This window comes from Sedimentitalea xiamensis, assembly GCF_030164465.1.
Classification (GTDB): domain Bacteria; phylum Pseudomonadota; class Alphaproteobacteria; order Rhodobacterales; family Rhodobacteraceae; genus Sedimentitalea; species Sedimentitalea xiamensis.
This window is the reverse complement of the sequence record NZ_JASNJE010000012.1, coordinates 88494-113385: the sequence shown is the minus strand read 5'-3', so window position 1 is coordinate 113385 and position 24892 is coordinate 88494. Positions and strand designations below refer to the sequence as shown.

The following is a 24892-nucleotide window of genomic DNA, read 5'->3' as shown; positions in this document are numbered from 1 at the left end:
TTCGCGTCTCTGGGTCTCTTGGGTTTGTCTGTCATGCCTATAAGATAGGTGCAGTCCTGATCCGACGCAAACGGAACCTCGCGCGCGTGTGAGGCGCTAGATTTCAAACTGACCCACTACCGGGTTTTGACCGACGACCGGGCCTCCGGGCGCATCTTCCCATGAGGCATGCGCGACGGCGGCCTCCGGGTATGCAAGCCACCGGGTTCATCCTTGACGGCGCGCAACCGGTCGGGACCGCGGAACGGCAACCCGGAGGCTTCAGCCTCGCTCCGGAGGCGGTATTTCCCGATCTTCGGTCTGCGTCCCGAAAGCCGCCCGCCGCGTCTAGCGCGACAAGCCGCCATGCAGCGTCGGCATGTCGAGCGCCGCAAAGCCATAGTGGCGCAGCCAGCGCAGGTCGCTATCAAAGAATGCGCGCAGGTCGGGAATTCCGTATTTCAGCATTGCAATGCGGTCGATGCCCATACCGAAGGCAAAGCCCTGCCAGTCGTTCGGGTCGATCCCGCCAGCCTGGAGCACCTTGGGATGCACCATGCCGCTGCCCAGAACCTCCATCCAGCCGTCGCCCTCGCCGATGCGCAACTGCCCGTCGACCCAGGAACACTGAATATCGACCTCGGCGGAGGGTTCGGTGAAGGGGAAGTGGGAGGCCCGGAAGCGGGTCTTGATGCCGTTGATCTCGAAGAAGGCCGAGAAGAACTCTTCCAGCACCCATTTCAGGTTGGCCATCGAGATGTCCTTGTCGATGGCAAGCCCCTCGACCTGGTGGAACATCGGCGTGTGGGTCTGGTCGTAGTCGGCGCGATAGACGCCGCCGGGGCAGATGATGCGCAGGGGCGCGCCGCGCTTTTCCATCGTGCGGATCTGGACCGGGCTGGTATGGGTGCGCAGCACGTGCGGCGGGCGGTCGTCATCCGGCGCACGGTGCATGTAGAACGTATCCATCTCGGCCCGTGCCGGGTGATGGCCGGGAATGTTGAGCGCATCGAAATTATACCAGTCGGTGTCGATGCGCGGCCCTTCGGCGACGGAAAAACCGAGTTCGGCAAAGATCGCGGTGACTTCCTCGGTGACTTGCGACACCGGATGCAGCGTGCCCTGCCGCCGCGTCCGGGACGGCAGCGTCACGTCGAGCCATTCGGTGCGCAGGCGCGCGTCCAGCGCGGCATCGGCAAGTGCAGCCTTCTTCGCCGCCAGCGCCGAGTTGATCTCGTCCTTCAACGCATTGAGCGCGGGGCCGGCCACCTGGCGTTCCTCGGGCGTCATCTTTCCCAGTTCGCGCATCTTCAGGGCGACTTCGCCCTTCTTGCCGACGGCGGCCAGCCGGATGGTTTCCAGCGCGTTTTCATCCGCTGCACCGGCGATTTGGCCCAGATATTTCGCTTTCAGATCGTCCATGACGGCCCCCGTAACGTGGTTGCGTCCTGCTAGCCGCCCCGTTCCGCGATTGCAAGGAGGCGATGGACATATGGCCACTGCCGCGGCTAGCGTGGCGCAACGGCATTCGGGAGGTTGCAATGAACGGAATTCAGAAAGCCCTGGACAAGTCGGTGGCGGCGCAGGACGTGCCCTTCGCGGTCGGCATGGTCGGCAACGCGGACGGGATCACCTTCAGCGGCGCGGCGGGCGAGGCGGCGGCCGGTCGCCCGGCGGCCGAGGATACGGCGTTCCGGATCTTTTCGATGACCAAGGCCATCGGATCGCTGGCGGCCATGATCCTGATCGACCGCGGCAAGATGCGCATGGACACGCCGGTGGGCGACATCCTGCCCGAATGGAACGACCTGCGGGTTCTGGAAGGGTTCGACGGCGACACGCCGGTCCTGCGCGCTCCGAAGACGGTGGCGACGGCGCGGCACCTGGCGACCCACACCAGCGGGATGGAGTACGAATTCTGGAACGCGGATGTGCCGAAATACATGGAACTGACCGGACATCCCTCGGTCCTGTCCGGGTTGAAGGCGTCGCTGAACTATCCCTTGACCACCGACCCCGGCACGCGCTGGGGTTATGGCCCGTCGATCGACTGGCTGGGGCGGATGGTCGAAGCGGTGGACGGGCGGCGCATCGATGCGTTCTGCTCCGCCGAGATCTTCGAACCGCTGGGTATGGCTGACACGGCCTTCGAACCGGATGCGCTGCAGGATCGGCTCTGCACGGTCAGGATGCGCGGCGAGGACGGCGGTTTCGGCCCGTTCGAACTGGCCCCGCCGCCGCATCCGGAGGTCTATGGCATGGGCCACGCGCTCTATTCCACCGCGCCGGATTACATGCGGTTCCTGCGCATGGTGCTGAACCGGGGGCAGCTAGACGGCAACCGGCTGCTGTCCGAAGACAGCTTTGACGAGATGCTGGCAAACCAGATGCGAGGGCTGACATTCCAGACCATGAAGACCTCCGCGCCACCGGTTTCGGCGGATGTGGAACTGCCGCCGGGCAGCACCCACAGCTTCATCGCGGTGCGCACCGAAACCGATATCCCCGGCAAGCGCAGCGCGGGCACGCAGAGCTGGGCCGGCGTCTGCAACACCCATTACTGGGTCGATCCGAAGAAAAACCTGGCCGCCGTGATCATGACGCAGTCCCTGCCCTTTGGCGAACCGCGGTTCATGCAGACCTACGACGCCTATGAACGGGCGGTCTATGCGGCACTCTGACGGCACGGCCACCGCGTGACGGCCTCTCCTTCCCGGCCCTGGCTGGTCCTGGTCGGGCTTGCCCTGGGAATGTGCGTGACCAACGGCTTCGCGCGTTTCGCCTATGGGCTGCTGCTGCCGGCGATGCGGTCCGAACTGGGCTGGACCTATGCCCAGGCGGGCTGGCTGAACACCGCCAACGCGATCGGCTATATCATCGGCGCAGTACTGACCATGGGGCTGATCACACGGGTGGCGCCGTCGCGGCTGTTCGGGTTCGGCATGATCACGACGACGGCGGCGCTGCTCGCGACCGGGCTGCACGAGGCGCTGTGGTGGCAGACCCTGTGGCGGGTCGCCGCCGGTGTCTTCGGCGCGATGTCGTTTTCCACCAGCGGCGCGCTGGCGGCGCAATTGTTCCGGGACGACGCCCGGCGCAACGCGCTGGCCATCGCGTTGCTCTTCGGGTTCGGCGGCGGGCTCGGGATCGTGCTCGCCGGGGCGGCGCTGCCTCTGATGCTCGACCGGCTTGGTCCCGCATCCTGGGCCTGGGGCTGGATCGTCATCGGCCTGGCCTGCGTCACCTTCCTGCCGTTGAGCCTGTGGTCGGCGCGGCAACTGCACGCGCCGGTGCAGAAAACCACCGATCCCCGCCCGCTGCCAACGCGGGCGATGCTCGCGGAATACGCGGGCTATGCCAGTTTCGGGCTGGGCTACATCGTCTACATGACCTTCCTGTCGGCCTGGATGACGGCGCAGAATGCGGGCGCGGGGCTGATCGCCGCCGTCTGGATCATGCTGGGGCTGTGTCAGAGCGTCTCGCCCTTTGTCTGGCGCCCGGTCTTCGCGCGTTTCGCCTCCGGCCTGCCGCTGGCGATGATCCTCGGCTGCATCGCGGCCGGCTCCGCGCTGCCGGTCCTGGTGCCGAACGCGCCGGGGCTGATCCTGTCGGCGGTGGTGTTCGGTCTTTCGGTCTTCATGGCGCCGGGGGCGGTCACGACCTTCGTGCGCCACAACCTGCCGCTGCAGGGATGGGGTCCGGCCATCAGCCGGTTCACCGTGGTCTTCGCCATCTCGCAGACCATCGGCCCCTTTGCCGCCGGCTGGCTGGGCGACAGGTCCGGCGACATCGGCGACGGGCTGCTCGCGGCCGCCGCGGCGCTGGCGCTGGGGGCCTGCCTCGCGGCGCTGCAACGCCCGCTGCCGCCGGGCTGAGCCGGTCCCGGCGCGGCGGTTCCCGGTCGAGGACGGACAATTCCGGACCGCAGGCGGGCTTGGCGATTGCCCTTTGCCGGACTTGGCGCAATAAAGCGGGAAGGAAAACCGAAGGCCCGAAGGGCCGGAACTGTTTGGGAGGACAGGACATGACACAATTTTCGCGCCGGAACGCCTTGGGCCTGATCGGCGGGGCGGCGGTGTTGCCGGCGATCGGCACGCCGGCGTTCGCCAACACGAAGATCAACGTGGGCGCGCTGCGGTTCACCAGCCACGCCGCCAGTTTCGTGGCGTTCGAGCGGGGCTATTTCTCTGACGAAGGACTGGACGTGGAATTCCGGTTCTTCGAGGCGGCGCAGCCGATGGCGGTGGCTGTCGCGTCCGGCGACGCGGACTATGCCGTCACCGCGATTTCGGGCGGGCTGATCTCGTTGGCGGAAAAGGGCGCGACCAAGGTGATCGGCGGCGCCCTGAGCGAGGAAAAGGGCATCGACGGGCAGATGATCCTGGCCAGCAACGCGGCCTTTGAAGCCGGCCTGACCAGCCCGGCGATGCTGGACGGCAAGAGCTTCGCCGTCACCCAGACCGGATCGTCGTTCCACTACATCGGGGCGAAGGTCAGCGGCGCCGAAGGCGTTTCCGTCAGCTACAAGCCGCTTCAGAAGGTCGGGGCGATCATCGGCGCGATGAAGTCCGGGCAGGTCGATGCCTGGGCGATCGTGCCACATATCGGCAAGGCGCTGGTCGGCGGCGGCGCGGTGCAGCAGATCGGCATGGTGGCGGACTATATCCCCGACTATCAGGTCACGACGGTCTTCACTTCGGCCGCCAATGCGGCGAATGAACGGGCCATGACCGAAGCCTTCCTGCGGGCGTTTTCACGCGGCGCGGACGATTTCAACGCGGCGCTGGTCGACAAGACGGCGGGCGAGGACGCCGCCGACCAGATGGTCAAGCTGATTCACAAATACGTCTATACGGATCAGCCGCTGGAAAAGGCGGCTCCGTCAATCATCAACGGCGCGATGCGGATCAACAAGAACGCGGCGCTGAACATGGGTTCCGTAACCGACCAGCTGGACTGGTTCCGCTCCGAAGGGCTGATCAAGGACGGCATCACCACCGAAACGCTGGTCGATCCGTCCTATGCCGAAATGGTTTGACGCCTTTTGGAACTGAACGTCCAATCCCTGACGCACCGGTATGGCGACGTGCCGGTGCTACAGGACGTGTCCCTGACCATCGCTTCGGGCGAAATCCTGTGCATCGTCGGTCCGTCTGGCTGCGGCAAGTCCACCCTGTTGCGGCTCATCGGCGGGCTTGAGCGGCCCGATGTCGGGCGCATCCTGCAACGCGGCGACGCGCCCGAAGGTTGTTTGAACCCGTTGACCTACGTGTTTCAGGATTTCGCCCTTTTGCCTTGGCGCACGGTCGCGGGGAACGTGTCACTGGTGCTTGAGGATCACGGGATCAGGGGCGGCGCGGCGGATGCGATCATCAACGACGTGCTGGACCGCACCAAGCTGCGCGATTTCCGCGCTGCCCTGCCACGGCAACTGTCCGGCGGCATGAAGCAGCGCGTGGCGATTGCCCGCGCGCTGGTCGTTGACCCGGCGGTGATGCTGCTGGATGAACCCCTGTCGGCGCTGGATGCGCAGACCCGCGATCTCCTGATGGAGGATCTCGTCGCCCTGTGGTCGCGCCAGCCCTTCACCGCCGTCTATGTGACTCACAACCTGGCCGAAGCGGTTCGCCTCGGCCATCGCATCGCCGTCCTGTCGCGGCGGCCGGGGCAACTGCGCGAGGTTCTGGACGTGGACGTGCCGCTGGCAGAGCGCAGGCCCGGCGATCCGCGGCTTGAGGCGCTTCAGGCGCAGCTTTGGCAGGTCATGAAGGACGAGGCAGCGGCGGCGGATCAGGAACTGCTGCATGTCTGACCTGTCACAAGAGACCGAAGCGCGCCCGGTGCCGTTTCGCGGCGGCGGTTTTCGCCCCGTCGCCAAGGCCGGCACCGGCGTCGTGGTGTTCGTCCTGTTACTGGCTCTGGTGGAATGGGGCACGCGGGCCGGCTGGATTTCCAACCTGACCCTGCCGCGCCCCTCCGACGTGGCGGTGACGCTCATCGACATGGCCCGGTCGGGCATGTTGTGGACGCATGTGGCGCCGTCCCTGTCGCGCCTGGTCATCGGGTCGGCCATGGGCATATCCGCAGGGATCGGCGTCGGCGTCCTGATCGGCTTGTTCAGCCATGTGCGGGCCGGTCTGATCCCGCTGGTCGCGGCCCTGTTTCCGATCCCGAAGATCGCGCTGCTGCCGTTGTTCGTGATCTGGTTCGGGATCGACGAAGCCAGCAAATACGCCCTGATCGCACTGGGAACCTTTACGCCGACGGTGGTGGCGACTTATGGCGCGGTGGACAACGTCGACCGCACGCTGATCCGCATGGGCCAGAGTTTCGGGCTGAGCTGGCTGTCCATCGTGCGCAAGATCGTCCTGCCCGGCGCCCTGCCCGGCATCCTGTCCGGCCTGCGCGTGTCCGTCGCCATCGGGATCATCCTGCTGGTCGCGGCCGAAATGCTCGGGGCGGAATACGGCATCGGCGCCTATATCCTGCAGGCCGGATCACTCTACGACCTGGAACGGCTCTTCGCCGGGGTGGTCATCCTCTCGGCGCTCGGGGTTCTGACCAGCTGGGGCATCGGACGGCTGGAAATGCGCCTGCTGCGCTGGCGGAGCTGACGCTTCCAGTCAACACGAGACCCTTGGCGAGGCTGCAAGCGGTCCTGCTTTGACCCGCCAGACCGCTTCTTTCTCAGGCCGCCAGACCCTTCGAGCCCATGTCGAGGTATTTCTTGCGGCGGTCCGCGATCAGGGCGGAGCGGTCCTTGCCGGACAGGTCCTTCAGCATCTGGGCGATGGCCTCCTTGACGGACTGCATCGTCTTGGTCTTGGCCCGGTGAGCGCCGCCCCTGGGTTCGGGTATGATCCGGTCGATCACGCCAAGCTGCTTGAGATCCTGCGCCGTCAGGCGCAGCGCCTCGGCGGCCTCGCGCATCTTTTCCGCGTTCTTCCACAGGATCGACGCGCAGCCCTCGGGCGAAATCACCGAATAGATCGAATGTTCCAGCATCGCCACGCGGTTGGCGGTGGCAAAGGCAACCGCGCCGCCGGACCCGCCTTCGCCGATGATGACGCTGACCAGCGGCACACCGACCTGAAGACAGGCTTCGGTCGACCGCGCGATGGCCTCGGACTGGCCGCGTTCCTCGGCCCCCTTTCCGGGATAGGCCCCAGCGGTATCGACAAGGGTGATCACCGGCAGGTTGAACCGGTCGGCGGTTTGCAACAGGCGCACGGCCTTGCGATAGCCTTCGGGACGGGCCATGCCGAAATTGCGTTCAATGCGCGATTTCGTGTCATGACCCTTTTCGTGGCCGATCACCATCACCGGCCGGTCCTGGAACCGCGCCAGCCCGCCCATGACGGCCAGGTCGTCGGCAAAGTTCCGGTCCCCGGCGAGCGGCGTGAATTCGGTGAACAGCGCGCCGATATAGTCCTTGCAGTGCGGTCTTTCGGGATGGCGGGCAATCTGGCATTTCCGCCAGGGCGTCAGATCCCGGTAGAGATCGTCGAGCAGCTTGGCGGCCTTGGCATCCAGCGCCGCCGCCTCGTCGGCCACGTCCATTTCGGAATTCGCCCGCGCCAGCGCGCGCAATTCCTCGGCCTTGCCTTCGATTTCCGCCAGAGGTTTTTCGAAATCCAGATACTGCGTCATTGCCGGGCTCCCTCGATTGACCTGTATATGACCAATGGCAGTCCGGTTTGCAATTGCGCGCTTTTGCGATGCTGGTGTTGCCCTTGCCCGCCGTCACGACGGGCGCTGTCGGCGGTCTCGTCCTGCCGAACCCGACATTGGCCCACCGATGCCATCGGAATCAGAGCGTTCGCCCCCCCCGGCGTGATTGAGGACACGAAGGCGAACAGGGGCAGCGCGGGCACGAATTCCGCGTCATCCGGTCCGCCATGCGACCTGTCCCGCGGACATTCGGCGCTGCCCACCGCGCCGGTCAGGGCTAGAATTCCCATCGCAGGCCGGTCATCACGGCGAGGCTGTTCTCGTAGCTGGCGCCGGGCTGCTTGAAATCGAAAGACCTGACCAGCGCATAGCCCTGCAAGTTGAGCCTGTCGAAGAATTGCACGAAAGACAGCCCGTAGGACGCCGCCATCGACCCGCCGGTGTAGATGTTGTCGCCGCGATAGTAATCCAGCGCCAGGGCGGTCTCGCCCATCTTCCATTGCGACCGCAGGACCCCGGCCTTGAGATAGACGAAATTGCCGCCGCCGCGTTCATGCCCCATCGCCGCGGTCAGGTTGAACCCGGTCGGTTCGTGCAGCACCGAGGCGGAGCCTGACAGGATCCGCGTATCGCTCTGCCAGCTGTAGCCAAGCCCGGTTGCGAGCTTGTAATCGCCAAAGTCCGCCTCATAGGTCAGCGCGGCGTCGGCGTTCGCCTCTGCGTCGTCGCGCAGGACTTCGTTGCCGAGCGCGACCGACAGGGCGAATCCCCGGTAGGCCGGCGAATCATACCGCAACCGCATCTTCCGACTGCCGTCCGAATAGGTGCCGGTGATGTTCGACCCGTCGAAATTGTCGATGAACGCCCCGACCTCGGCGCTTGCCAGGGTCCCGTCCGAGTTGCGCAGAATCTGCGATGCGACGATCCGGCCCACATTGGACTTGGAGGCGGAATCGGTCTTCGAATAATCGACCTCGGTTATCCCATGCGTCGCCATGCTGCCCTGCCCGAAGGAGAACGCCCCGTATTTCGGGTGTTTCACGATGATTTCCAGCTTGCGCAGATCACCGTCCTTGATGCTCCAGGTGTTGGTGCCGGGCTCCAGAAGGCTCACCTCCTTGGACGGCCGCGCGGACAGGCCGATCTCGACCCGTGCGATCGGCGACCAGTCCCCGAACGACCTGATCCGCCATCGAAACCCCAGCCGGGAGGTCTTGTTGGAATTGCCGACAGGCGCATAGGTCCTGGACACGAGCCCGTCGTCATAGTTCAACACGATCGGGCTGATCAGGCCGTAGAAGGTAATGGTCTGCCCGGTGAACAACCGGAGAGTGCGCCAATCTTCCGTGTCTTCCGAAAACGTGGAAATATCAAAGATACGATCGCGCGCGGATGCAGGACCGATTGCAAGCGCGGCAAGCACAAGTCCCGACACCGCAATCCGAACCGCCCACAGAGACCCGCGGCAGGATGCCTTGCGGCGAGCCGGGCTTTTCCTAGTGAAACCGTTCAAATGGCTTTCCCGACGGGTCGTTGACGACGCGCGAACCTGTTTCGCAGCCTGACATTTACCAGAGGGGTAGGTGAAAAGACAAAATGTTTCGCCGGTCTCGCAGGCCTTGTCGTGAAACAAGACGTCGGACCGTTCCGGTTCAGGCCCAGGGCGGACGGTGACACAGGAAAGTCAATCGCCGGAGCAATGCCCCGGCGATTTCCCCGCGTTCCGGGACCTTCCTCCCCTCAGGTCGACCGTGAACCGCAGGGAACGCCACCGCCCCTTGGGGTGGGCGGCGGCGTGTCCGCTCAGGCGTCCTGCGGCTGCAATGTGCCGATAACGACTTCTCGGGTGACGGTTTCGCCCTTGTGCAGGACCGTCATCGTGGCCGGCTTGTCCGGCTGGCTGGACGCCACCGCGCGCGTCAGATCGCGCAGTTCCGAAATCTCGGTGTCGTTGAAGGCCAGGATGATGTCGCCGTCGATCAGGCCGGCCTTGTCCGCCGGGCTGCCCTCGGTCACGGCTTCGATCACCGCGCCTTTCGGACTGTCGTAACCAAGCACCGACGCGATCTCGTCGGACATCGGCCGGATCTGCACACCGAGCCAGCCACGGGTGATCTGCCCGTCGTCCTTGAGATCGGCGACGACGGTCTGGACCAGATCCGACGGCACGGCGAAGCCGATCCCGACAGACCCGCCGTCCGGCGAGAAGATCGCGGTATTCACACCGATCACTTCGCCCGCGGCGTTGAACAGCGGCCCACCGGAATTGCCCCGGTTGATCGCCGCGTCGGTCTGGATGAAATCGTCATAGGGACCAGAATGGATGTTGCGCGACGTGGCCGACACGATGCCGGACGTGACGGTTCCGCCCAATCCGAACGGATTGCCCACCGCGACGACCTCGTCGCCGGCCCGGACGGTGGCGCTGTCGCCAAAGGGCACGACCGGCAGGGTTTCGTCGCTCTCCACCTTCAGCAGCGCGATATCGGTCATGGAATCGCTGCCGACAACGGTGGCCGGAAGGCTGCGCCCGTCGGCGAACTTCACGAGGACGGAGTCGGCACCCTGTACCACGTGGTGGTTGGTCACGATCTCGCCTGTCTCGGAGATGATGAAGCCGGACCCGACACCCTGCCGTTTCGACGAGCCCTGGTCGGGCATCATTTGGCCAAAGCGGCGCTTGAACGCTTCCGGCAGACCTTCGGGCAACGCTCCCGCGTCCTCGACGGGGCCGGCCTTGGTCGTGACTTCGATGAAGACGACACTGGGGGAAACCGCCTCGACCAGATCACCGTAGCCGCCCGGAGGCACGGCCAGCGCCACGCCGGGCGCCACAGCCAGCGCCGTCGTCGCCGCAAGCGCGCCGGTCAGGGTCATCCGGCGCAGGAAAAGAACCGGGGTTTTCAGATTTGTCATGGTGCATACTCCGTTCCATGAAGGGATATGACAGGATATCTGGAACCGGCGGGTTACAGGCAGGTCTTGGCAACTATACAAATAGTTCAGGATTCCCGCGGGCCCGCGACAAGGCCGCGCGCATTTGTCATGTTGGCGCCGGGTCGCAGATTTCCGCGCCGTGCCTATCTAGGGGCGGAGGCCGGAATTCGGGCCGGGCTGATCAGGGTGCGGGGAAGACGTGAAACTGCTTGTGATCGAAGACGACGAAACCACCGGGGCCTTCATTGCCCGCGGTCTGCGCGAGGAAGGCCAGAGTGTCGATCTTGTCAGAACCGGGCGCGATGGCCTGATCCAGGCCACGACGAGCGCATATGATGTTCTGATCGTCGACCGGATGCTTCCGGAAATCGACGGGCTGACGCTGGTCAAGACCCTGCGTGGCGCCGGCAACCGGACGCCGGTGCTGTTCCTGACCGCCCTGGGCAGCGTCGATGACAGGATCAGCGGCCTGAACGCGGGCGGCGACGACTACCTGATCAAGCCTTTCGCTTTTGGCGAATTGTCGGCGCGTGTCGCAGCACTCGCACGCCGACCGGCGGCGCTGGAGCAGGAAACCGTCCTGCGCGCCGGCGACCTGGAAATGGACCTGATCGCCCGCAGGGTCTCGCGGGGCGGCGTCCAGATCGATCTTCTCCCGCGGGAATTCGCCATTCTCGAACATCTGTTGCGCCGCAAGGGGCGGGTGCAGACGCGGACGATGCTGCTGGAATCGATCTGGGACATCCGGTTCGATCCGATGACCAACGTGGTGGAAACCCATATCAGCCGGTTGCGCGCCAAGATCGACAAGCCCTTCGAAACCGAACTGATCAAGACGGTGCGCGGCGCCGGCTACCGGATCGAGGCATGAGCGAAAGGCTGGCTCCGCTGCTGCGATCCATGCCGCTGCGCCTAGCGCTGGGGCTGGTGGTGCTGTTTTCCGTGATCAGCCTGATCAGCCTGGCGGCGAGCTTTCTGGTCACGCAGCGGTCCTTCGAACAGGCGATGCGCGCCGATCTCACCCAGCGGATGGCCGGGTTCCGCGCGGCCCCGAACGCCACCGCGGTCGCCGCGCTGGTCAAGGCGGAAGCGCGGGTAACCGACCCGGAAAGGATGGTTCTGAGCTACCTCGCACCCAACCGCAGCCATTTCGGCAATGCCGCAATCGCGCGTGACGACGAAGGCTATCACATCGTCTCGCTGGATCAGGACAGCCCGGATCTCAAGGGGCGCTATCTCGCGCTCACGGCAGTCCTGCACGGTGGCCAGCTTACGATCGCGCGCAGCCGGTCCGAAATCGAAGCGCTGCGCGGCGTTTTCCTGAATATCCTCGGCCTCAGCCTCGTTCCGACAATCCTGATCGCGCTGTCCGGCGGTTTGTATCTCGCCCATCGCGGCGCAAGGAACGTGAACGCCATCGCGGGGACGCTGGACCGGCTGACCAACGGCGATCTGCAGGCGCGGGTCGGCATGGTCGAAGGTTGGTCCGGCGATCTGGCCGACATCGCGGACCGGATCGACCAGATGGCACGGGCGCAGGAAGCCTCGGTGGCGGCGATCCGGCAGGTGTCGTCGGATATCGCCCATGATCTCAAGACGCCGATCCAGCGGGTCTCGGTGCACCTTCAGGACCTGTCGGACAGTTCCGACCTGCCCACGGACGCGCGCCGGCACCTGGAAAGCGCGCAGAAAGAACTGGAGGCGATCGGTTCGGTGTTCGGTTCCTTGCTTCAGATCGCGCAGATCGAATCCGGAAGCCCGAAATCCGGTTTCGCGCCGGTAGACCTGGCGGAGCTTCTGCGCACCTGCGCCGATCTCTACGGCCCGGCTGCCGCAGAGACGGGCCACGACGTCACGACGGAGATTTCGCCGGACGTGCCACTGGTTTCCGGCGACCGGAATCTGTTGATGCAGCTTCTGGCCAATCTCGTGGAAAACGCCATGCGCCACACGCCCGACGGGACGCAGATCCGCCTGTCGCTGGCATTCCGCGACGGATCCGCGGTTCTGGGCGTTTCGGACACCGGCCCCGGTATCCCGAGCGCGGAAACGGACAACGTCCTGCAACGTCTCTATCGGCTGGACCAAAGCCGGGGCACGCCGGGAAGCGGACTCGGGCTGAACTTCGTGTCGGTGGTCGCCCGTCTCCATGACGCTGCGCTGCACCTGGACGACAATGCGCCCGGATTGCGGGTGTCGCTGACGTTCCCGCCTGCGCAGACGTCCTAGGCGCGGAAAGGGGGTCGCCGCGGGCGATCCGGGACCGCACCCGCCAGGTCGATCCAATGCGAACTATTTTGATCGAAGCCGGTTTTTCAGCATCCACGAATCTTTCATTCTCTGCGGCTAGACCCTAAGAGTGCTTTCAAAAAACGCTCCCATGCGTGCAGGCAGAAGGATCAGGCATGGCGCATATCATTGTCGTCGGAAACGAAAAGGGCGGTGCCGGCAAGTCCACGGTCTCCATGCATGTAGCCACGGCTCTGGCGCGGCTGGGCCACAAGGTCTGCGCGCTCGATCTGGATTTGCGGCAACGGACGATGGGCCGGTATGTGGAAAACCGGCGCGAGTTTCAATGCCAGTCCGGCTTGGATTTCGCCGGGCCGGAATGCCACGATCTGCCCGAGGTGGACCAGGCCGACCTGGAGCCCGGTGAAAACATCTACGACCGCCGCCTGTCCGCCGCCGTCGCGGCGCTGGAACCGGACTGCGATTTCATCCTGATCGATTGCCCCGGCTCGCACACGCGACTCAGCCAGGTGGCGCATTCGCTGGCCGACACGCTGATCACGCCCCTGAATGACAGTTTCGTCGATTTCGACCTGCTCGCCCGGATCGATTCCGATGGTGAAAAGATCAAGGGGCCGTCCGTCTATTCGGAGATGGTCTGGAGCGCGCGGCAGCTACGCGCCCAGGCGGGGCTGAAACCGATCGACTGGGTGGTGGTGCGCAACCGGGTCGGCACGCAACGCATGGTCAACAAGGAAAAGATGGAACGGGCCATCGATCTTCTGGCCGGCCGGATCGGATTCCGGGTTTCTCCGGGCTTCAGCGAACGGGTGATCTTCCGCGAGCTGTTCCCGCGCGGCCTGACGCTGCTCGATCTCAAGGACATCGGGGTGAAGCAGTTGAACATTTCCAACATCGCCGCGCGACAAGAACTTCGGGACATGATGAAAACGCTCCGATTGCCCGGAGTGGAAGTCGCCATCTGAGATCGGGCAATCACGGCCAGCCGTTCCAGCAGCGCCCGGTCACGGTGACCGGGTCAGACGCCATGGCCGGCGGCTCGGGCCTATCGGCCATAGGGCCGACCGTCGATTTCCTGCCTCCGGGCCAGCGGCGGCCGGCCTCCTTGCGGGCCAGTGCCAGCACCACGGCGCCAAGCCCCCGGATAATCTCCGGAACGGCGCGAGGCACCTTCCGCATCCTGACCCCACCGACCGCGCCGGATTGCATCTTCAGTCCAGCAGAACCGGCGCGGCGCGGCAAGGACACGCCCGTGTTCGCCGATCCTTTCACCAAGCGGTCTTCATCTTTGCCGAAATACTCCCGCCGGAGGCCTCCGGCGAGATTGCAAAAAAATCACCCCGCGTCGCAGAGGAATGACTGTCATTTCGCCAACCGGAAAGACCCGACGGTCGCAATCGGCTGATTTGACAGCGACTCTGCCGCGGCCACATGCGGAGTTGATATTTCAGGGGTCTGAGATCGTCTGACCTGGCAAAGACCAAGCGCAACGCATGTCACCGCGCCCGGATGGGCCAACGGAAAACAAAACCGCCGCGCCGTTGCTCCATCTCTTTCAGAACCGGGCGCTGGACAGCCTTTGCGAAGGGACGTCGATACCCGGCCCCGCAGTCAGCACGGCAGGGCCTGTATGGATCGATTTTCTGGAACGGGTTTTTGCCAGGCCAACGCGATCCGGCCGGCCGGAAACCGGTCAGCGAAAGGCATCCCGATCGTCTTGAAAGGGGCCGGGCTGGCGACGCGGCAATCCGCAGCCGGACTCAAGCATTGATTAACATCAAAAGAAAATATGCTATCCTTCCGGTTGTCTGCCGGTTCCTGTCTTGGGAACTGCAGAAGAATCTGGGAGGATTGATTTTGAAACAAAGACCTATCGCAGGACTCGCCTGCGCCATCGGGCTGATCGCGTCGGGCGCGGTCGCGCAGGATTGCAAGCAAAGCAAGTGGGGCGCGGCGGACCAGATCGGCTCGGCCAACCTGGTCACACCCGAGAACACGCTGGCCGCGGCAGAGCTGATCAAGCAGGGCAAGTCGATGCCGCTGGGCATCGTCATCGATTCGAACACGCCGGCCTTTGCGCCCCGGTCCCTGAATCTGCAGGTTGTGCAGCCCAACCAGCAGGGTGGCCAGAAACTGACGCAGTTCGGCTACCCCGGCAACTACAACGACGACATCCTGCAGACCTGGGTCGGGATCGGCAGCCAGATCGACGGGCTCGGCCACCTGGGCGAGAACGGCTACTACTACAATTGCAGCGACGAAAAGGAAATTTCCGCGATCACCGGGCTGACCAAGCTGGGGGTGCATGACATTCCGCCGCTGGTCGGGCGCGGGGTGATCCTGGACATGGCCGCCCAAGGAGGCAAGGAATTCCTCGCCGCGGGCGATCATTTCGGCGAAGCCGAGATCAAGGCCGCCGCCGAGGCCCAGGGCGTCGAACTGCGCAAGGGCGACATCGTGCTGTTCCACACCGGATGGACCGAGAACATGCTCGACAGCGACCCCACCGCCTGGGTCTCGGGTGAGCCCGGCATCAATGTCGAAGGGGCGCGCTATCTGGCCTCGCTCGACGTGATGGCAGTGGGCGCCGACACCTGGGGCATAGAGCCGATTCCCCCGGCGCCTGGGGACGGGGCCTTTTACGGTCATGTGGTGCTGCTGAAGGAGAACGGCATCTATATCCTCGAGACGATGAACACCGGCCCGGTGCTGCGCGATGGCGTAAACGAGTTCATGTTCGTGCTGGGACAGGCGCGAATTCGCGGAACCGTGCAGATGATCATCAATCCGGTGGCCCTTTATTGACGAACGCGTCGCCGCGCCGATGCGCGGCGGCCCTTTCTCGCGATACGGAGATGGTGAATGGCGGGGCATGGCTATGACGAAAGGCGGCTGAACCTGCCCTTCGTGGGGATCTGCACATTCGGGAAATATCCCTACGTGGCCAATTGGGACGCCATCGACGCGGAAGCGGCGGTGATGGGCGCGCCCTTCGATTTCGGCGCTCAGTTCCGATCCGGTGCGCGGATGGGTCCGCGCGCGATCCGCGAAGCATCAACGCTGTTTTCCTTCGGCCACGCCGGAGCCTATGACTTCGAAGACGACGTGACCTACCTGGACCCCGCCAGGGTCCGGATCGTGGATATCGGCGATGCCGACATCGTGCACACTGACACGATCCGCAGCCACGCCAACATCGAATTCGGAGTGCGACGGATGCTGGCGGCCGGCGCTCTGCCGGTGGTGATGGGTGGCGATCATTCGATCAACATTCCCTGCATCGCCGCCTTTGACGACCAGCCGCCGATCCATGTGGTGCAGATCGACGCGCATCTGGATTTCGTCGATGAACGCCACGGGGTCCGTTTCGGCCATGGAAACCCCATGCGGCGTGCGGCCGAACGGCCCCATGTCACCGGGCTGAGCCAGATCGGCATCCGCAATGTTTCATCGACGGCCCGCGAGGGCTATGCCGACGCCCGCGCCATGGGATCCGACATCCAGTCGGTGCGGCAGGTGCGACGCATGGGGACCGACGCCATGCTGGCGCGGATTCCCGAAGGCGCGCGGTATTACCTGACAATCGACATCGACGCGTTCGATCCGTCCATAGCGCCTGGCACCGGCACGCCGAGCCACGGCGGTTTTCTTTACTATGAGGTGCTGGAACTGATCGACGGCCTGGCGCGGCGCGGCGACGTGGTCGGGATAGACCTGGTCGAGGTCGCGCCGGACTATGACCATACCGGTTCCACCGCGATCCTGGCCGCACAAATCCTCTTGAACACGCTTGGTCGGGTTTTACACTACAAGTCGGTGCGTGCCCGGTCTCGGTGAAGGTCCACCCGGATACTCTTGCGCCGTTTTCCGCCCTCGGATCCGGGGCAAATCCATGATGGGCGCAGCCAACGCGCCGTCAGGTCAGAAAAAGAAGGAGAGCGGTCGATGTCCGCCAATGATGCCATAAGCGATCTGAAAAAACGCATGGCGCAGTCGATCATCGGGCAGACCGATGTGATCGACCGGCTGGTGATCGGGCTTCTCGCCAATGGCAACCTTCTGGTGGAAGGCCTGCCCGGACTGGCAAAAACCCGCGCGATCAAGGCGATGGCCAGGAATCTCGACGCGAAGTTCAGCCGCATCCAGTTCACGCCCGATCTGCTGCCGTCGGACGTGACCGGGACCGAAATCTACCACCAGGCCGGCGGCGAGGCGGAATTCCGCTTCGAACCGGGGCCGATCTTTGCAAATATCGTGCTCGCGGACGAGATCAACCGCGCGCCCGCCAAGGTTCAGGCCGCCCTTCTGGAAGCGATGGAGGAACGGCAGGTCACGGTCGCCGGAACCACCCACAAGATGGACCCCCTGTTCATCGTGATGGCGACGCAGAACCCGATCGAGCAGGAAGGCACCTATCCGCTTCCCGAAGCGCAGATGGACCGGTTCCTGATGCATGTGAACATCACCTATCCGCCGGTCGAGGACGAGGTCGAGGTGATCCGGCTGGTACGGGGCGAAGAAATCGCCGCGCAGGCCGACGCGGCGAATCCGTCTGAAGCCGAAAAACCCGCGCCGATCCGGCAGCAGGCCGTGTTCGATGCCCGCACAGAGATCGGGCAGGTTCACACCTCGGACGCGATGGATCGCTACATGGCCGATCTGGTGCAGGCCACCCGCACCCCGGCGGCGCTGGATGAGGACCTGGCGCGCTGGATCTCCGTCGGGGCCAGCCCGCGCGCATCGCTGGCGCTGGACCGCTGTAGCCGCGCCCATGCCTGGATGGCGGGGCGGGACTATGTCGACCCGCAGGACGTGCGCGCCATCGTCCACGACGTATTCCGCCACCGCATATCGCTGAGCTTCGAGGCCCAGGGCGAAGACCGGCGGACCGATGACGTCACCGACGCCATTGTCCGGCTGGTGGCGCTGCCCTGAGCCGGTTCGGCGGAAAGGAAGAGCGACATGACGCAGCCCGCTGCAAGCAGCGCACCGCACGATCCCCGCGTGCATGCGGACCTGCCCCAGCTGCGCGCCCTCGCCCAGGGCGCCCGGCACCTGAGCCTCTTGCCGCGTCAGCCCAGCCATTCGGTCCTGAACGGTCGCCACGCGTCAAAACTGCGCGGGCGCGGACTGAATTTCGAGGAACTCCGCGATTACCAGACCGGCGACGACATCCGCAGCATCGACTGGAAGGTGACGGCCCGCACCGGGACGCCCCACGTACGCGTCTACACCGAAGAGCGCGACCGCCCGGCGCTGCTGCTGGTCGATCAGCGGATGTCGATGTTCTTTGGCAGCCGTGTCTACATGAAATCGGTGGTCGCCGCCGAGGCCGCGGCCATCTCGGCGCATCGGCTGCTGGCGCAGGGCGACCGGGTCGGCGGACTGGTTTTCGGCGGGGACAGCATCGCGGAACACCGCCCGGTGCGGTCGCACGCCGCCCTGACCCGCCTGCTGGCGTCGATCGCCGGAGCCAACGCGCGGCTCCATGCCGAAGCCCGCGACACCGGCGGACAGGACACCCTGAACCGGGTCTTGCAGGCAGCCACGCGGATCGCCAAGACCAACTACCTGGTTCTGGTCTTTTCGGATTTCGACGGGGTCACTGCGGACACCGAACCGCTGCTACGGGCGCTGGCGATGAACAACGACCTGCTGCTGTTCAGCGTCTCCGATCCGCTGGCCGGAACATTACCGGACCGGTTCAGGCTGACCGCGTCCGACGGGCAGCTCCAGGCGGAATTCGACTCGGCGCAGGAACGGACCCGCGAACGGCTGAGCGCGGCGATGCGCGACCGGCTTCGGGATGTGTCGGACTGGGCGCGCAGATATGGCGCGCCCTTCCTGTCGCTGAGCACCGATGCACCGGCATTGGGGCAAATGCTGCAACTGTTCGGCCACAGGGGGGGCCGCTGATGGAGGACCGGTTCGACGGGCTGAACCTCGTCCAGTTGCTTGACCTGCTGGAACCGGTGCCGGAACCGCCGCCGGTGTCGTGGATGCCGCAGACGGCCGGCTGGATCTGGCTCGGGATCGCGTTGGCGGCGCTGATCCTGGCCGGGCTGCGCTTGCTGATCCTGCATCGCCGCGCCACCGCCTACCGCCGCGCCGGGCTGGCGGCGCTGGCGGCAGCCGGCGACGACCCCGCCCGGATCGCCGACATCCTGCGCCGCACGGCGCTGGCCGGCTTTCCCCGCGCCGAGGTCGCAAACCTCACCGGAGCGGACTGGCTGCGGTTTCTCGACCGCACGATGGCCGGCGACGGCTTCGTCAGCGGACCCGGACGGATCGTCGCCGAAGCCCCCTATCGCGCCACCGCGCCCGACCCGGCCCTATTCCGGCTGGCGCAGCGATGGGTGCGCCGGCACGCCGCCCCGGAACGGGAGGACGCATGATCTCGCTGGCGATCCCCTGGGCTCTCGCGCTCTTGCCGCTGCCGCTGCTGGTCTGGCGTTTCGCGCCGCCGCATCGCGAACAGGTCGCCGCGACGCGTGTGCCCTTCTTCCGCCGGTTGACCGACGCCGCGGGGATCGAGGCCCGCCCCGGCGCCCGTGTGCCGAAACGGAGCCGGTGGCAGATGTTTGCCGCCCTGTGTGTCTGGGGGTTGATCGTGGTGGCGCTGGCGCGCCCGGAACGGCTGGGCGAGCCGTTGGTGATCGAGAAATCCGCGCGCGACATCGTTCTGGCGCTGGATATCTCGGGGTCGATGGATGAAAGGGATTTCGCCCTGCCGGACGGGCAGGTCCAGCAACGGTTGGCGGCCGTCAAGGAGGTTCTGAAAGCCTTCATCGGCCAGCGGGACGGCGATCGCATGGCGCTGATCGTGTTCGGCACCAAGGCCTTCGTGCAGGCGCCCTTTACCGACGACCTCGTCAGCCTCAACGGTTTCCTGGACCAGACCGTTGTCGGCATGGCCGGGCCGAACACCGCGATCGGCGATGCCATCGGGCTGTCGGTGCGCCTGTTCGACGCCAGCGACGTTCCGGAACGCCTGGTCATCCTGCTCAGCGACGGCGCCGACAACAGCAGCCGGATGACGCCGATCAACGCCGCGGCCATCGCAGCGGACCGCGGCGTGACGATCCAGACCATCGGTGTCGGCGATCCCGAGGCCAGCGGCGAGGATCGGGTCGATCTCGATACGCTTGAAGATATCGCAAAGCGCACCGGCGGCGCATACTTCTATGCCGACAATTCGGAGGCCCTGACCGAGGTCTATGACCGGATCGACGCGATGGCGCCGCGCAAGGTCGAACAGACCAGTTTCCGCCCGACGCAGGACCTGACATGGGTCGCGGCCGGCGCGGCAGTGTTGACCGCGCTGGCGGCCTTGACCGGTCTGCTTCTGCCCCGGCGGCGGAGAACCGCATGATCGACACGCTGGCCGCCTTTCATTTCCTGCGCCCGGCCTGGCTGCTGGCCCTGCTCGGCGTCGCGGCGGTCTGGTATCTGACCCGGCCGCGCGGATCGGGCGCCGCAACGGAGCCCGGGCAGTTCGCGCCCCACCTTTTCGCGGCCTTGCAGATCGGATCCGGGCAAGGGCGCCGGGTTCATCCCGGCGACGGCGTCGCGGCGGGGCTGGTCCTGCTGACGCTGGCCGCGGCAGGGCCGACCTGGAGCCGGGTGCCGAACCCGCTGATCGCGGAAACCGCGCCGCTTGTGGTGGCGCTCAAGGTGACGGAGTCGATGGAAACGCCGGACCTTGCCCCGACCCGGCTGGACCGCGCGCGTTTCAAGGTGCTGGACCTGATCGCTGCCCGCGCCGGCGCGCGCACCGCGCTGGTCGCCTATGCCGGGACCGCGCATCGGGTGTCGCCCCTGACCGAGGATCCCAACATCCTGCGCCCGCTGCTCGAAGGGCTGTCGCCACAGGTGATGCCGAAGGCGGGGCAGAACGCCACCGCCGCCTTCGCCATGGCGCGCGACATCCTGGACGACGCGGACAGCGATGGCGCCGTGCTCTTCGTGCTGGACGACCTAGATCCGGTCGACATTGCCGCATTCGACGTGGACGACGGTCCGCCCGTTGTGTTTCTGCTGGTCCTGCCGGAAGGCCGCAAGGTCGCTCAACTGGACGGGATCGACGGGGCCACCATCGTGCAGATCTCTCCCGACGACAGCGACATCAACCTTATCGAAAGGCGCTTGCGGTCGGCGCATCGCGCCGCGCTGCTGGCGGACGACCGGCTGGCCTGGGACGATCGCGGATGGTGGCTGGTCTGGCCGGCGGCGCTCCTGGCGCTGTTGTCGTTCCGGAAAGGCTGGACGATTCGCTGGGGGATCGCGATCATCCTGGCTTTGGCCGTGCAGACACCGGGGGCGGCGCGGGCCGATGGCTGGCTGGACTGGTTCCTGACACCGGATCAGCAAGGGCGGCTGGCCTATGAGAACAAGGACTTCGCCAAGGCGGCGGACCTGTTTCAGGACCCGATGTGGCGGGGCCATGCGATGATGAAGGCCGGGCGCTACGCCGACGCGGCAGCACTCTTTGCGCGACTGGACAGCGCCGAGGCCGCGTTCGCCGAAGGCACCGCGCGGATCCGCAACCGCGAATACCGCCCCGGAGCGCGGGCGTTCGAAACCGCGCTGGTGCGGCGGCCAGGCTGGGCCGAAGCCGAGACGAACCGAGACGTGGCCTGGGCCATCGTGGCCTTTGTGGAGGAAACCGCCGAAGCCTCCGACACCGGCGAGGACACCGGCATCGGCGCCGACGAGCTGGTGTTCGACAACGAATCCAACCGCGGGGCGGAAACCCAGATCGAAGCGCCGAAAGAAGACTCGGCCCCGCTGACCGCGGAACAGTGGATCGACAGCATCGACACCGACATGGGCGATTTCCTGCGCAGCCGGTTCCTGCTGGACACGTCGGGAGACGCGGAATGATCCGGCTTGCTGTCGCGGTGATTTCGGGGCTGTCGTGCCTCGGGCAGAGTGCGTTGGCACAAGACCCGCAGGTCTCGTTCGAACTGGACTCCGAAACCGCCATCGTCGGCCAGCCGGTGACGCTGCGCATCCAGGTGCTGGTGCCCACCTGGATGCCGAAACCTGCGGTTTTTCCCAATGTCGAGGTGCCGTCGCTGATGGTGCGCCTGCCGGAACGGGCGACCGGGCCGGTCAGCCAGCGCATCGGCGGGGCGACATGGTCGGGGGTGCAGCGCAGCTATCGGCTCTATCCGCTGGCGGCGGGGCCGTTCGAACTGCCCGATGGCGAAATCGTTGTGACCTATGCCGATCCCGACACAAGCGACCCGGTCGAGTTTCGAGCGCCGCTGCCGGACATCCGCTTTGCCGCGCGGGTGCCTGCCGGTGCGCGCGGGCTGAACCCGCCGGTCATCGCGCGGGGCTTCGCTCTGGATCAGACGCTGGAAGGCGCGACCGAACTGGCCGCCGGCGACGCGATCACGCGGACGATCACCGCGCGCATCGAGGGCACGACCCCGGTCCTGATCCCGACGCTTACGGCGGAAACGGAGGCGACGGCGGTGCGGGCCTATGGCAAGGAACCCGTGATCAGCGAAACCGAGGAGCGCGGGGTGCTGTCGGGAACACGGGTCGAGACGACCACCTATGTCGGGCAGTCGGCGGGCGAGGCGATCCTGCCGGGACTGACCATCGACTGGTTCAATGTCGAGTCAGGACAGGTCGAGACGGCGACAGTGCCCGAGACCGTCGTGACGGTGACCGGATCGGCACTATCCGCCGCGCCGCCGATGAGCCCGCGCGAGATCGCCCGCCGTGTCGGGTGGGGCCTTCTGGGCGCGCTGGGGTTGTGGCTGGCGTGGACAGTCCTCCGCCCGCCCCTGTTCCGCGCGCTGGCAGAGGCGCGGGCAGGCTACGAGGCGTCCGAGCGTGCGGCGCATCGGAGGCTGATGCGGGCGCTCAGGACACGCGACCTTTCGGCAAGCCTCGCCGCGGTCGAGAAATGGGCGGGCTTCTTCCCCGACCTGCCGCAGGCGGCCTTGCCGGTGCGGCGGGCGCTGGCCGGGATCGGCGCGGCCCGGTTCGGCCGGCAGGCAGAGACAGGCAAACCGGCGTGGAACGGTGCCGAACGCGCCGCACAAAGCGCGCGCAGGGCGGCACGACGCGCGGCTGGCACGGCCGGGTCCGGCCGCTCACTCCCTCCGCTGAACCCCTGAGAAACCCCGATCCCGTCATCGCCCCGCGCGCCCGACAAGCCAGCGGCACAACGAAAAACCGCGCCCCTTGGGGCGCGGTTTCGTTCCTTTGTCATGCCGTCTTCCGTAGATCAGGGCGTGCCTTGTGGGCTGCTGAGCTTCTCCATGACCTTGTCGAGGCTGAAGGATGCCGCTTCCTGCCGCGGCGGGTATTCCTGGAAGGTTTCGAGGAACTGCGCCACGTATTGCTGTGCCGGCACCAGCATATAGGCCCTATCCAGCATCCAGTCGTAGAAGGTGTTGGAGGTCCGGTAGCCACGCTCGTAGGGGTCGCGACGCAGGTTGAAGATCAGCGGCGTCCGCAACGGCGTCAGCGGCTCCATCCAGGCCCGCAAAGTCGCCCAGGCCTTTTGCTCGAGGAAGGTGATCTTCCAGTCGCGATAGCGCAGCGCCGCGAGGTCGCCATCATCGGTGAAGTAGAATATCTCGTTACGCGGGCTGGTGGAGGTCTCGCCGGTCAGCATCGGCAGGATGTTGTAGCCATCCAGATGCACCCGATAGTCGCGTCCGCCGCCGACTTCGGCCACGGTGATGCCGTCGAGCAGGTCTTCCTTGACGGTTTCGTTGCCGGCAGCGGCCAGGAAGGTCGGCAACCAGTCCATGTGGTGAACGATCTCGTTGGACACCGTGTCCTCGGCGATCTTGCCGGGCCACCGCACCATCGCCGGAACGCGCCATGCACCTTCCCACTGGGTGTTCTTCTCGCCCCAGAACGGAGTCATGGCGGCATCCGGCCAGGTGTTCATATGCGGGCCATTGTCGGTCGAATAGAACACGATGGTGTTGTCTGCGATGCCCAGTTCATCCAGCGTGTCGAGGAACAGGCCGATGTGCTGGTCGTGCTCGATCATGCCGGCGGAATATTCGTCCACATTGCGGCCCGCGATCTCATTGGCCTTTTCGCGCATCTCCGGCTTCACATGGGTACGGAAGTGCATCCGGGTGCCGGACCACCAGACGAACCAGGGTGTGCCTGCCTCTTCCTGACGCTTGATGAAGTCGATGGCGGCCGCCGCCGTTTCTTCGTCGACGGTTTCCATCCGCTTCCTGGTGAGCGGGCCGGTATCCTCGATGCTGCCATCGGCCGATGACTTGATCACCCCGCGCGGGCCGAAGCGCTCGCGGAACTCGGGATTCTGCGGATAATCCTCGTTCTCGGGCTCTTCCTCGGCATTGAGGTGATAGAGATTGCCGAAGAACTCGTCAAAACCGTGGTTCGTCGGCAAATGCTCGTCCCGGTCACCGAGATGGTTCTTTCCGAACTGGCCGGTGGCATAGCCTTGCGCCTTCAGAAGGCCGGCGATGGTCGGGTCCTCGATCTGCATGCCTTCCTCGGCGCCGGGCAGGCCGACCTTGGACAGGCCGGTGCGGAACACCGATTGCCCCATGATGAACGAGGACCGGCCAGCGGTGCAGGACTGTTCGCCGTAATAGTCGGTGAACATCATGCCCTCGGCGGCGATGCGGTCGATGTTGGGCGTGCGATACCCCATAAGACCCAACGTGTAGGCGGAAATGTTGGACTGTCCGACATCGTCGCCCCAGATCACGAGGATGTTGGGTTTCTCATCCTGCGCCCAGGCCGGCACCGCGAGGGAAACGGCGCAGGCAAGGACCGCGAGCTTCCGTATCGGGTCCGTCCAGGACGAGACAGTGGAAGGTGGGTTTGACATCTTGTGAAGACTCCCTGTTCAGAATTGATGCAGCGGTGCGGTCCCGGACATGTCTTTGGTTTCGAATACAATTCCGGCATCTTTGGTCGGTGCGGACCGCATTTTCAATCAGCTAGCACACTAGCGACAGAATGCCAGACGGTTTTTACAATGTTGAACTTCGCCGTAAATTCCACATGACACTCCGGGCAGTTGTGACACGAGCGC

The 24892-nt window shown here is 65.4% G+C and carries 22 protein-coding genes; 16 read left to right on the top strand and 6 right to left on the bottom strand.

What is annotated here, in order from left to right:
* Nucleotides 1-327: 327 nt before the first annotated feature.
* Nucleotides 328-1401 carry a phenylalanine--tRNA ligase subunit alpha gene (gene pheS / locus QO034_RS11685; RefSeq protein ID WP_284485718.1) on the bottom strand — a complete coding sequence of 358 codons (1074 nt, stop codon included), beginning with the start codon at nt 1399-1401 and terminating at the stop codon, nt 328-330.
* Nucleotides 1402-1520: 119 nt separating this feature from the next.
* On the opposite strand from pheS, the gene QO034_RS11680 reads away from it, so the two are divergent.
* From QO034_RS11680 to QO034_RS11660, 5 genes are all read left to right on the top strand, one after another.
* Nucleotides 1521-2660 (top strand): serine hydrolase domain-containing protein, encoded by a 1140-nt coding sequence (locus tag QO034_RS11680; RefSeq protein ID WP_284485717.1) that lies wholly within the window; start codon nt 1521-1523, stop codon nt 2658-2660.
* 15 nt (nt 2661-2675) lie between these two features.
* Nucleotides 2676-3854, top strand: coding sequence for a YbfB/YjiJ family MFS transporter (locus QO034_RS11675; protein WP_284485716.1), 1179 nt, complete (start codon nt 2676-2678; stop codon nt 3852-3854).
* 149 nt (nt 3855-4003) lie between these two features.
* Complete coding sequence (locus QO034_RS11670) at nt 4004-5017, top strand: ABC transporter substrate-binding protein (protein WP_284485715.1); 1014 nt, start codon at nt 4004-4006, stop codon at nt 5015-5017.
* Nucleotides 5018-5023: 6 nt separating this feature from the next.
* Entirely contained in the window at nt 5024-5791 is a 768-nt protein-coding gene (locus tag QO034_RS11665; protein WP_284485714.1) for an ABC transporter ATP-binding protein, read from the top strand.
* Nucleotides 5784-6593, top strand: a complete 810-nt coding sequence (locus tag QO034_RS11660; RefSeq protein ID WP_284485713.1) for an ABC transporter permease — start codon at nt 5784-5786, stop codon at nt 6591-6593. Before QO034_RS11665 ends, QO034_RS11660 begins: the two co-directional genes overlap by 8 nt.
* Before the next feature lie 73 nt (nt 6594-6666).
* Here the strand turns inward: QO034_RS11660 and QO034_RS11655 are convergent, their stop codons facing one another.
* The 3 genes from QO034_RS11655 to QO034_RS11645 all read right to left on the bottom strand — a co-directional run bounded on the left by QO034_RS11655 (nt 6667) and on the right by QO034_RS11645 (nt 10566).
* On the bottom strand, nt 6667-7629 hold the full coding sequence (locus tag QO034_RS11655) for an acetyl-CoA carboxylase carboxyltransferase subunit alpha (protein ID WP_284485712.1): 963 nt from the start codon (nt 7627-7629) through the stop codon (nt 6667-6669).
* A gap of 298 nt (nt 7630-7927) precedes the next feature.
* Nucleotides 7928-9085 (bottom strand): hypothetical protein, encoded by a 1158-nt coding sequence (locus QO034_RS11650; protein WP_284485711.1) that lies wholly within the window; start codon nt 9083-9085, stop codon nt 7928-7930.
* Between the two features lie 368 nt (nt 9086-9453).
* Nucleotides 9454-10566 carry a trypsin-like peptidase domain-containing protein gene (locus tag QO034_RS11645; RefSeq protein WP_284485710.1) on the bottom strand — a complete coding sequence of 371 codons (1113 nt, stop codon included), beginning with the start codon at nt 10564-10566 and terminating at the stop codon, nt 9454-9456.
* Nucleotides 10567-10786: 220 nt separating this feature from the next.
* Here QO034_RS11645 and QO034_RS11640 point away from each other — a divergent pair, with 220 nt between their 5' ends.
* From QO034_RS11640 to QO034_RS11630, 3 genes are all read left to right on the top strand, one after another.
* Nucleotides 10787-11458 carry a winged helix-turn-helix domain-containing protein gene (locus QO034_RS11640; RefSeq protein WP_284485709.1) on the top strand — a complete coding sequence of 224 codons (672 nt, stop codon included), beginning with the start codon at nt 10787-10789 and terminating at the stop codon, nt 11456-11458.
* A complete protein-coding gene (locus QO034_RS11635; protein WP_284485708.1) occupies nt 11455-12816 on the top strand; it encodes a sensor histidine kinase in 1362 nt (453 codons plus the stop codon). Before QO034_RS11640 ends, QO034_RS11635 begins: the two co-directional genes overlap by 4 nt.
* 176 nt (nt 12817-12992) lie before the next feature.
* Entirely contained in the window at nt 12993-13802 is an 810-nt protein-coding gene (locus tag QO034_RS11630; protein ID WP_284485707.1) for a division plane positioning ATPase MipZ, read from the top strand.
* 10 nt (nt 13803-13812) lie between these two features.
* Here QO034_RS11630 and QO034_RS11625 read toward each other — a convergent pair whose 3' ends face one another.
* Nucleotides 13813-14007, bottom strand: a complete 195-nt coding sequence (locus QO034_RS11625) for a hypothetical protein (protein ID WP_284485706.1) — start codon at nt 14005-14007, stop codon at nt 13813-13815.
* Nucleotides 14008-14694: 687 nt separating this feature from the next.
* Between QO034_RS11625 and QO034_RS11620 the strand changes: the two genes are divergently transcribed.
* From QO034_RS11620 to QO034_RS11585, 8 genes are all read left to right on the top strand, one after another.
* Entirely contained in the window at nt 14695-15642 is a 948-nt protein-coding gene (locus QO034_RS11620; RefSeq protein WP_284485705.1) for a cyclase family protein, read from the top strand.
* Between the two features lie 57 nt (nt 15643-15699).
* Nucleotides 15700-16674, top strand: coding sequence for an agmatinase (gene speB / locus QO034_RS11615; RefSeq protein WP_284485704.1), 975 nt, complete (start codon nt 15700-15702; stop codon nt 16672-16674).
* 108 nt (nt 16675-16782) lie between these two features.
* Nucleotides 16783-17772 (top strand): AAA family ATPase, encoded by a 990-nt coding sequence (locus QO034_RS11610; protein ID WP_284485703.1) that lies wholly within the window; start codon nt 16783-16785, stop codon nt 17770-17772.
* Nucleotides 17773-17799: 27 nt separating this feature from the next.
* A complete protein-coding gene (locus QO034_RS11605; protein ID WP_284485702.1) occupies nt 17800-18753 on the top strand; it encodes a DUF58 domain-containing protein in 954 nt (317 codons plus the stop codon).
* A complete protein-coding gene (locus QO034_RS11600; protein WP_284485701.1) occupies nt 18753-19232 on the top strand; it encodes a DUF4381 domain-containing protein in 480 nt (159 codons plus the stop codon). The genes QO034_RS11605 and QO034_RS11600 overlap by 1 nt, the downstream gene beginning before the upstream one ends.
* On the top strand, nt 19229-20209 hold the full coding sequence (locus QO034_RS11595) for a VWA domain-containing protein (RefSeq protein WP_284485700.1): 981 nt from the start codon (nt 19229-19231) through the stop codon (nt 20207-20209). The genes QO034_RS11600 and QO034_RS11595 overlap by 4 nt, the downstream gene beginning before the upstream one ends.
* On the top strand, nt 20206-21720 hold the full coding sequence (locus QO034_RS11590) for a VWA domain-containing protein (RefSeq protein ID WP_284485699.1): 1515 nt from the start codon (nt 20206-20208) through the stop codon (nt 21718-21720). The genes QO034_RS11595 and QO034_RS11590 overlap by 4 nt, the downstream gene beginning before the upstream one ends.
* Nucleotides 21717-22973 carry a hypothetical protein gene (locus QO034_RS11585; protein WP_284485698.1) on the top strand — a complete coding sequence of 419 codons (1257 nt, stop codon included), beginning with the start codon at nt 21717-21719 and terminating at the stop codon, nt 22971-22973. Before QO034_RS11590 ends, QO034_RS11585 begins: the two co-directional genes overlap by 4 nt.
* Before the next feature lie 110 nt (nt 22974-23083).
* Here QO034_RS11585 and QO034_RS11580 read toward each other — a convergent pair whose 3' ends face one another.
* Entirely contained in the window at nt 23084-24685 is a 1602-nt protein-coding gene (locus tag QO034_RS11580; protein ID WP_284485697.1) for an arylsulfatase, read from the bottom strand.
* Between the last annotated feature and the right edge of the window lie 207 nt (nt 24686-24892).

What these genes read in the sequence shown, in the direction of transcription:
- QO034_RS11660 (WP_284485713.1), top strand. Translation starts at nt 5,784, where the DNA reads ATGTCTGACCTGTCACAAGAGACCGAAGCGCGCCCGGTGCCGTTTCGC.
- QO034_RS11630 (WP_284485707.1), top strand. Translation starts at nt 12,993, where the DNA reads ATGGCGCATATCATTGTCGTCGGAAACGAAAAGGGCGGTGCCGGCAAG.
- pheS (WP_284485718.1), bottom strand. Translation starts at nt 1,401, where the DNA reads ATGGACGATCTGAAAGCGAAATATCTGGGCCAAATCGCCGGTGCAGCG.
- QO034_RS11585 (WP_284485698.1), top strand. Translation starts at nt 21,717, where the DNA reads ATGATCCGGCTTGCTGTCGCGGTGATTTCGGGGCTGTCGTGCCTCGGG.
- QO034_RS11635 (WP_284485708.1), top strand. Translation starts at nt 11,455, where the DNA reads ATGAGCGAAAGGCTGGCTCCGCTGCTGCGATCCATGCCGCTGCGCCTA.
- QO034_RS11655 (WP_284485712.1), bottom strand. Translation starts at nt 7,629, where the DNA reads ATGACGCAGTATCTGGATTTCGAAAAACCTCTGGCGGAAATCGAAGGC.
- QO034_RS11590 (WP_284485699.1), top strand. Translation starts at nt 20,206, where the DNA reads ATGATCGACACGCTGGCCGCCTTTCATTTCCTGCGCCCGGCCTGGCTG.
- QO034_RS11595 (WP_284485700.1), top strand. Translation starts at nt 19,229, where the DNA reads ATGATCTCGCTGGCGATCCCCTGGGCTCTCGCGCTCTTGCCGCTGCCG.
- QO034_RS11600 (WP_284485701.1), top strand. Translation starts at nt 18,753, where the DNA reads ATGGAGGACCGGTTCGACGGGCTGAACCTCGTCCAGTTGCTTGACCTG.
- QO034_RS11610 (WP_284485703.1), top strand. Translation starts at nt 16,783, where the DNA reads ATGTCCGCCAATGATGCCATAAGCGATCTGAAAAAACGCATGGCGCAG.
- QO034_RS11670 (WP_284485715.1), top strand. Translation starts at nt 4,004, where the DNA reads ATGACACAATTTTCGCGCCGGAACGCCTTGGGCCTGATCGGCGGGGCG.
- QO034_RS11605 (WP_284485702.1), top strand. Translation starts at nt 17,800, where the DNA reads ATGACGCAGCCCGCTGCAAGCAGCGCACCGCACGATCCCCGCGTGCAT.
- QO034_RS11580 (WP_284485697.1), bottom strand. Translation starts at nt 24,685, where the DNA reads ATGTCAAACCCACCTTCCACTGTCTCGTCCTGGACGGACCCGATACGG.
- QO034_RS11680 (WP_284485717.1), top strand. Translation starts at nt 1,521, where the DNA reads ATGAACGGAATTCAGAAAGCCCTGGACAAGTCGGTGGCGGCGCAGGAC.
- speB (WP_284485704.1), top strand. Translation starts at nt 15,700, where the DNA reads ATGGCGGGGCATGGCTATGACGAAAGGCGGCTGAACCTGCCCTTCGTG.
- QO034_RS11645 (WP_284485710.1), bottom strand. Translation starts at nt 10,566, where the DNA reads ATGACAAATCTGAAAACCCCGGTTCTTTTCCTGCGCCGGATGACCCTG.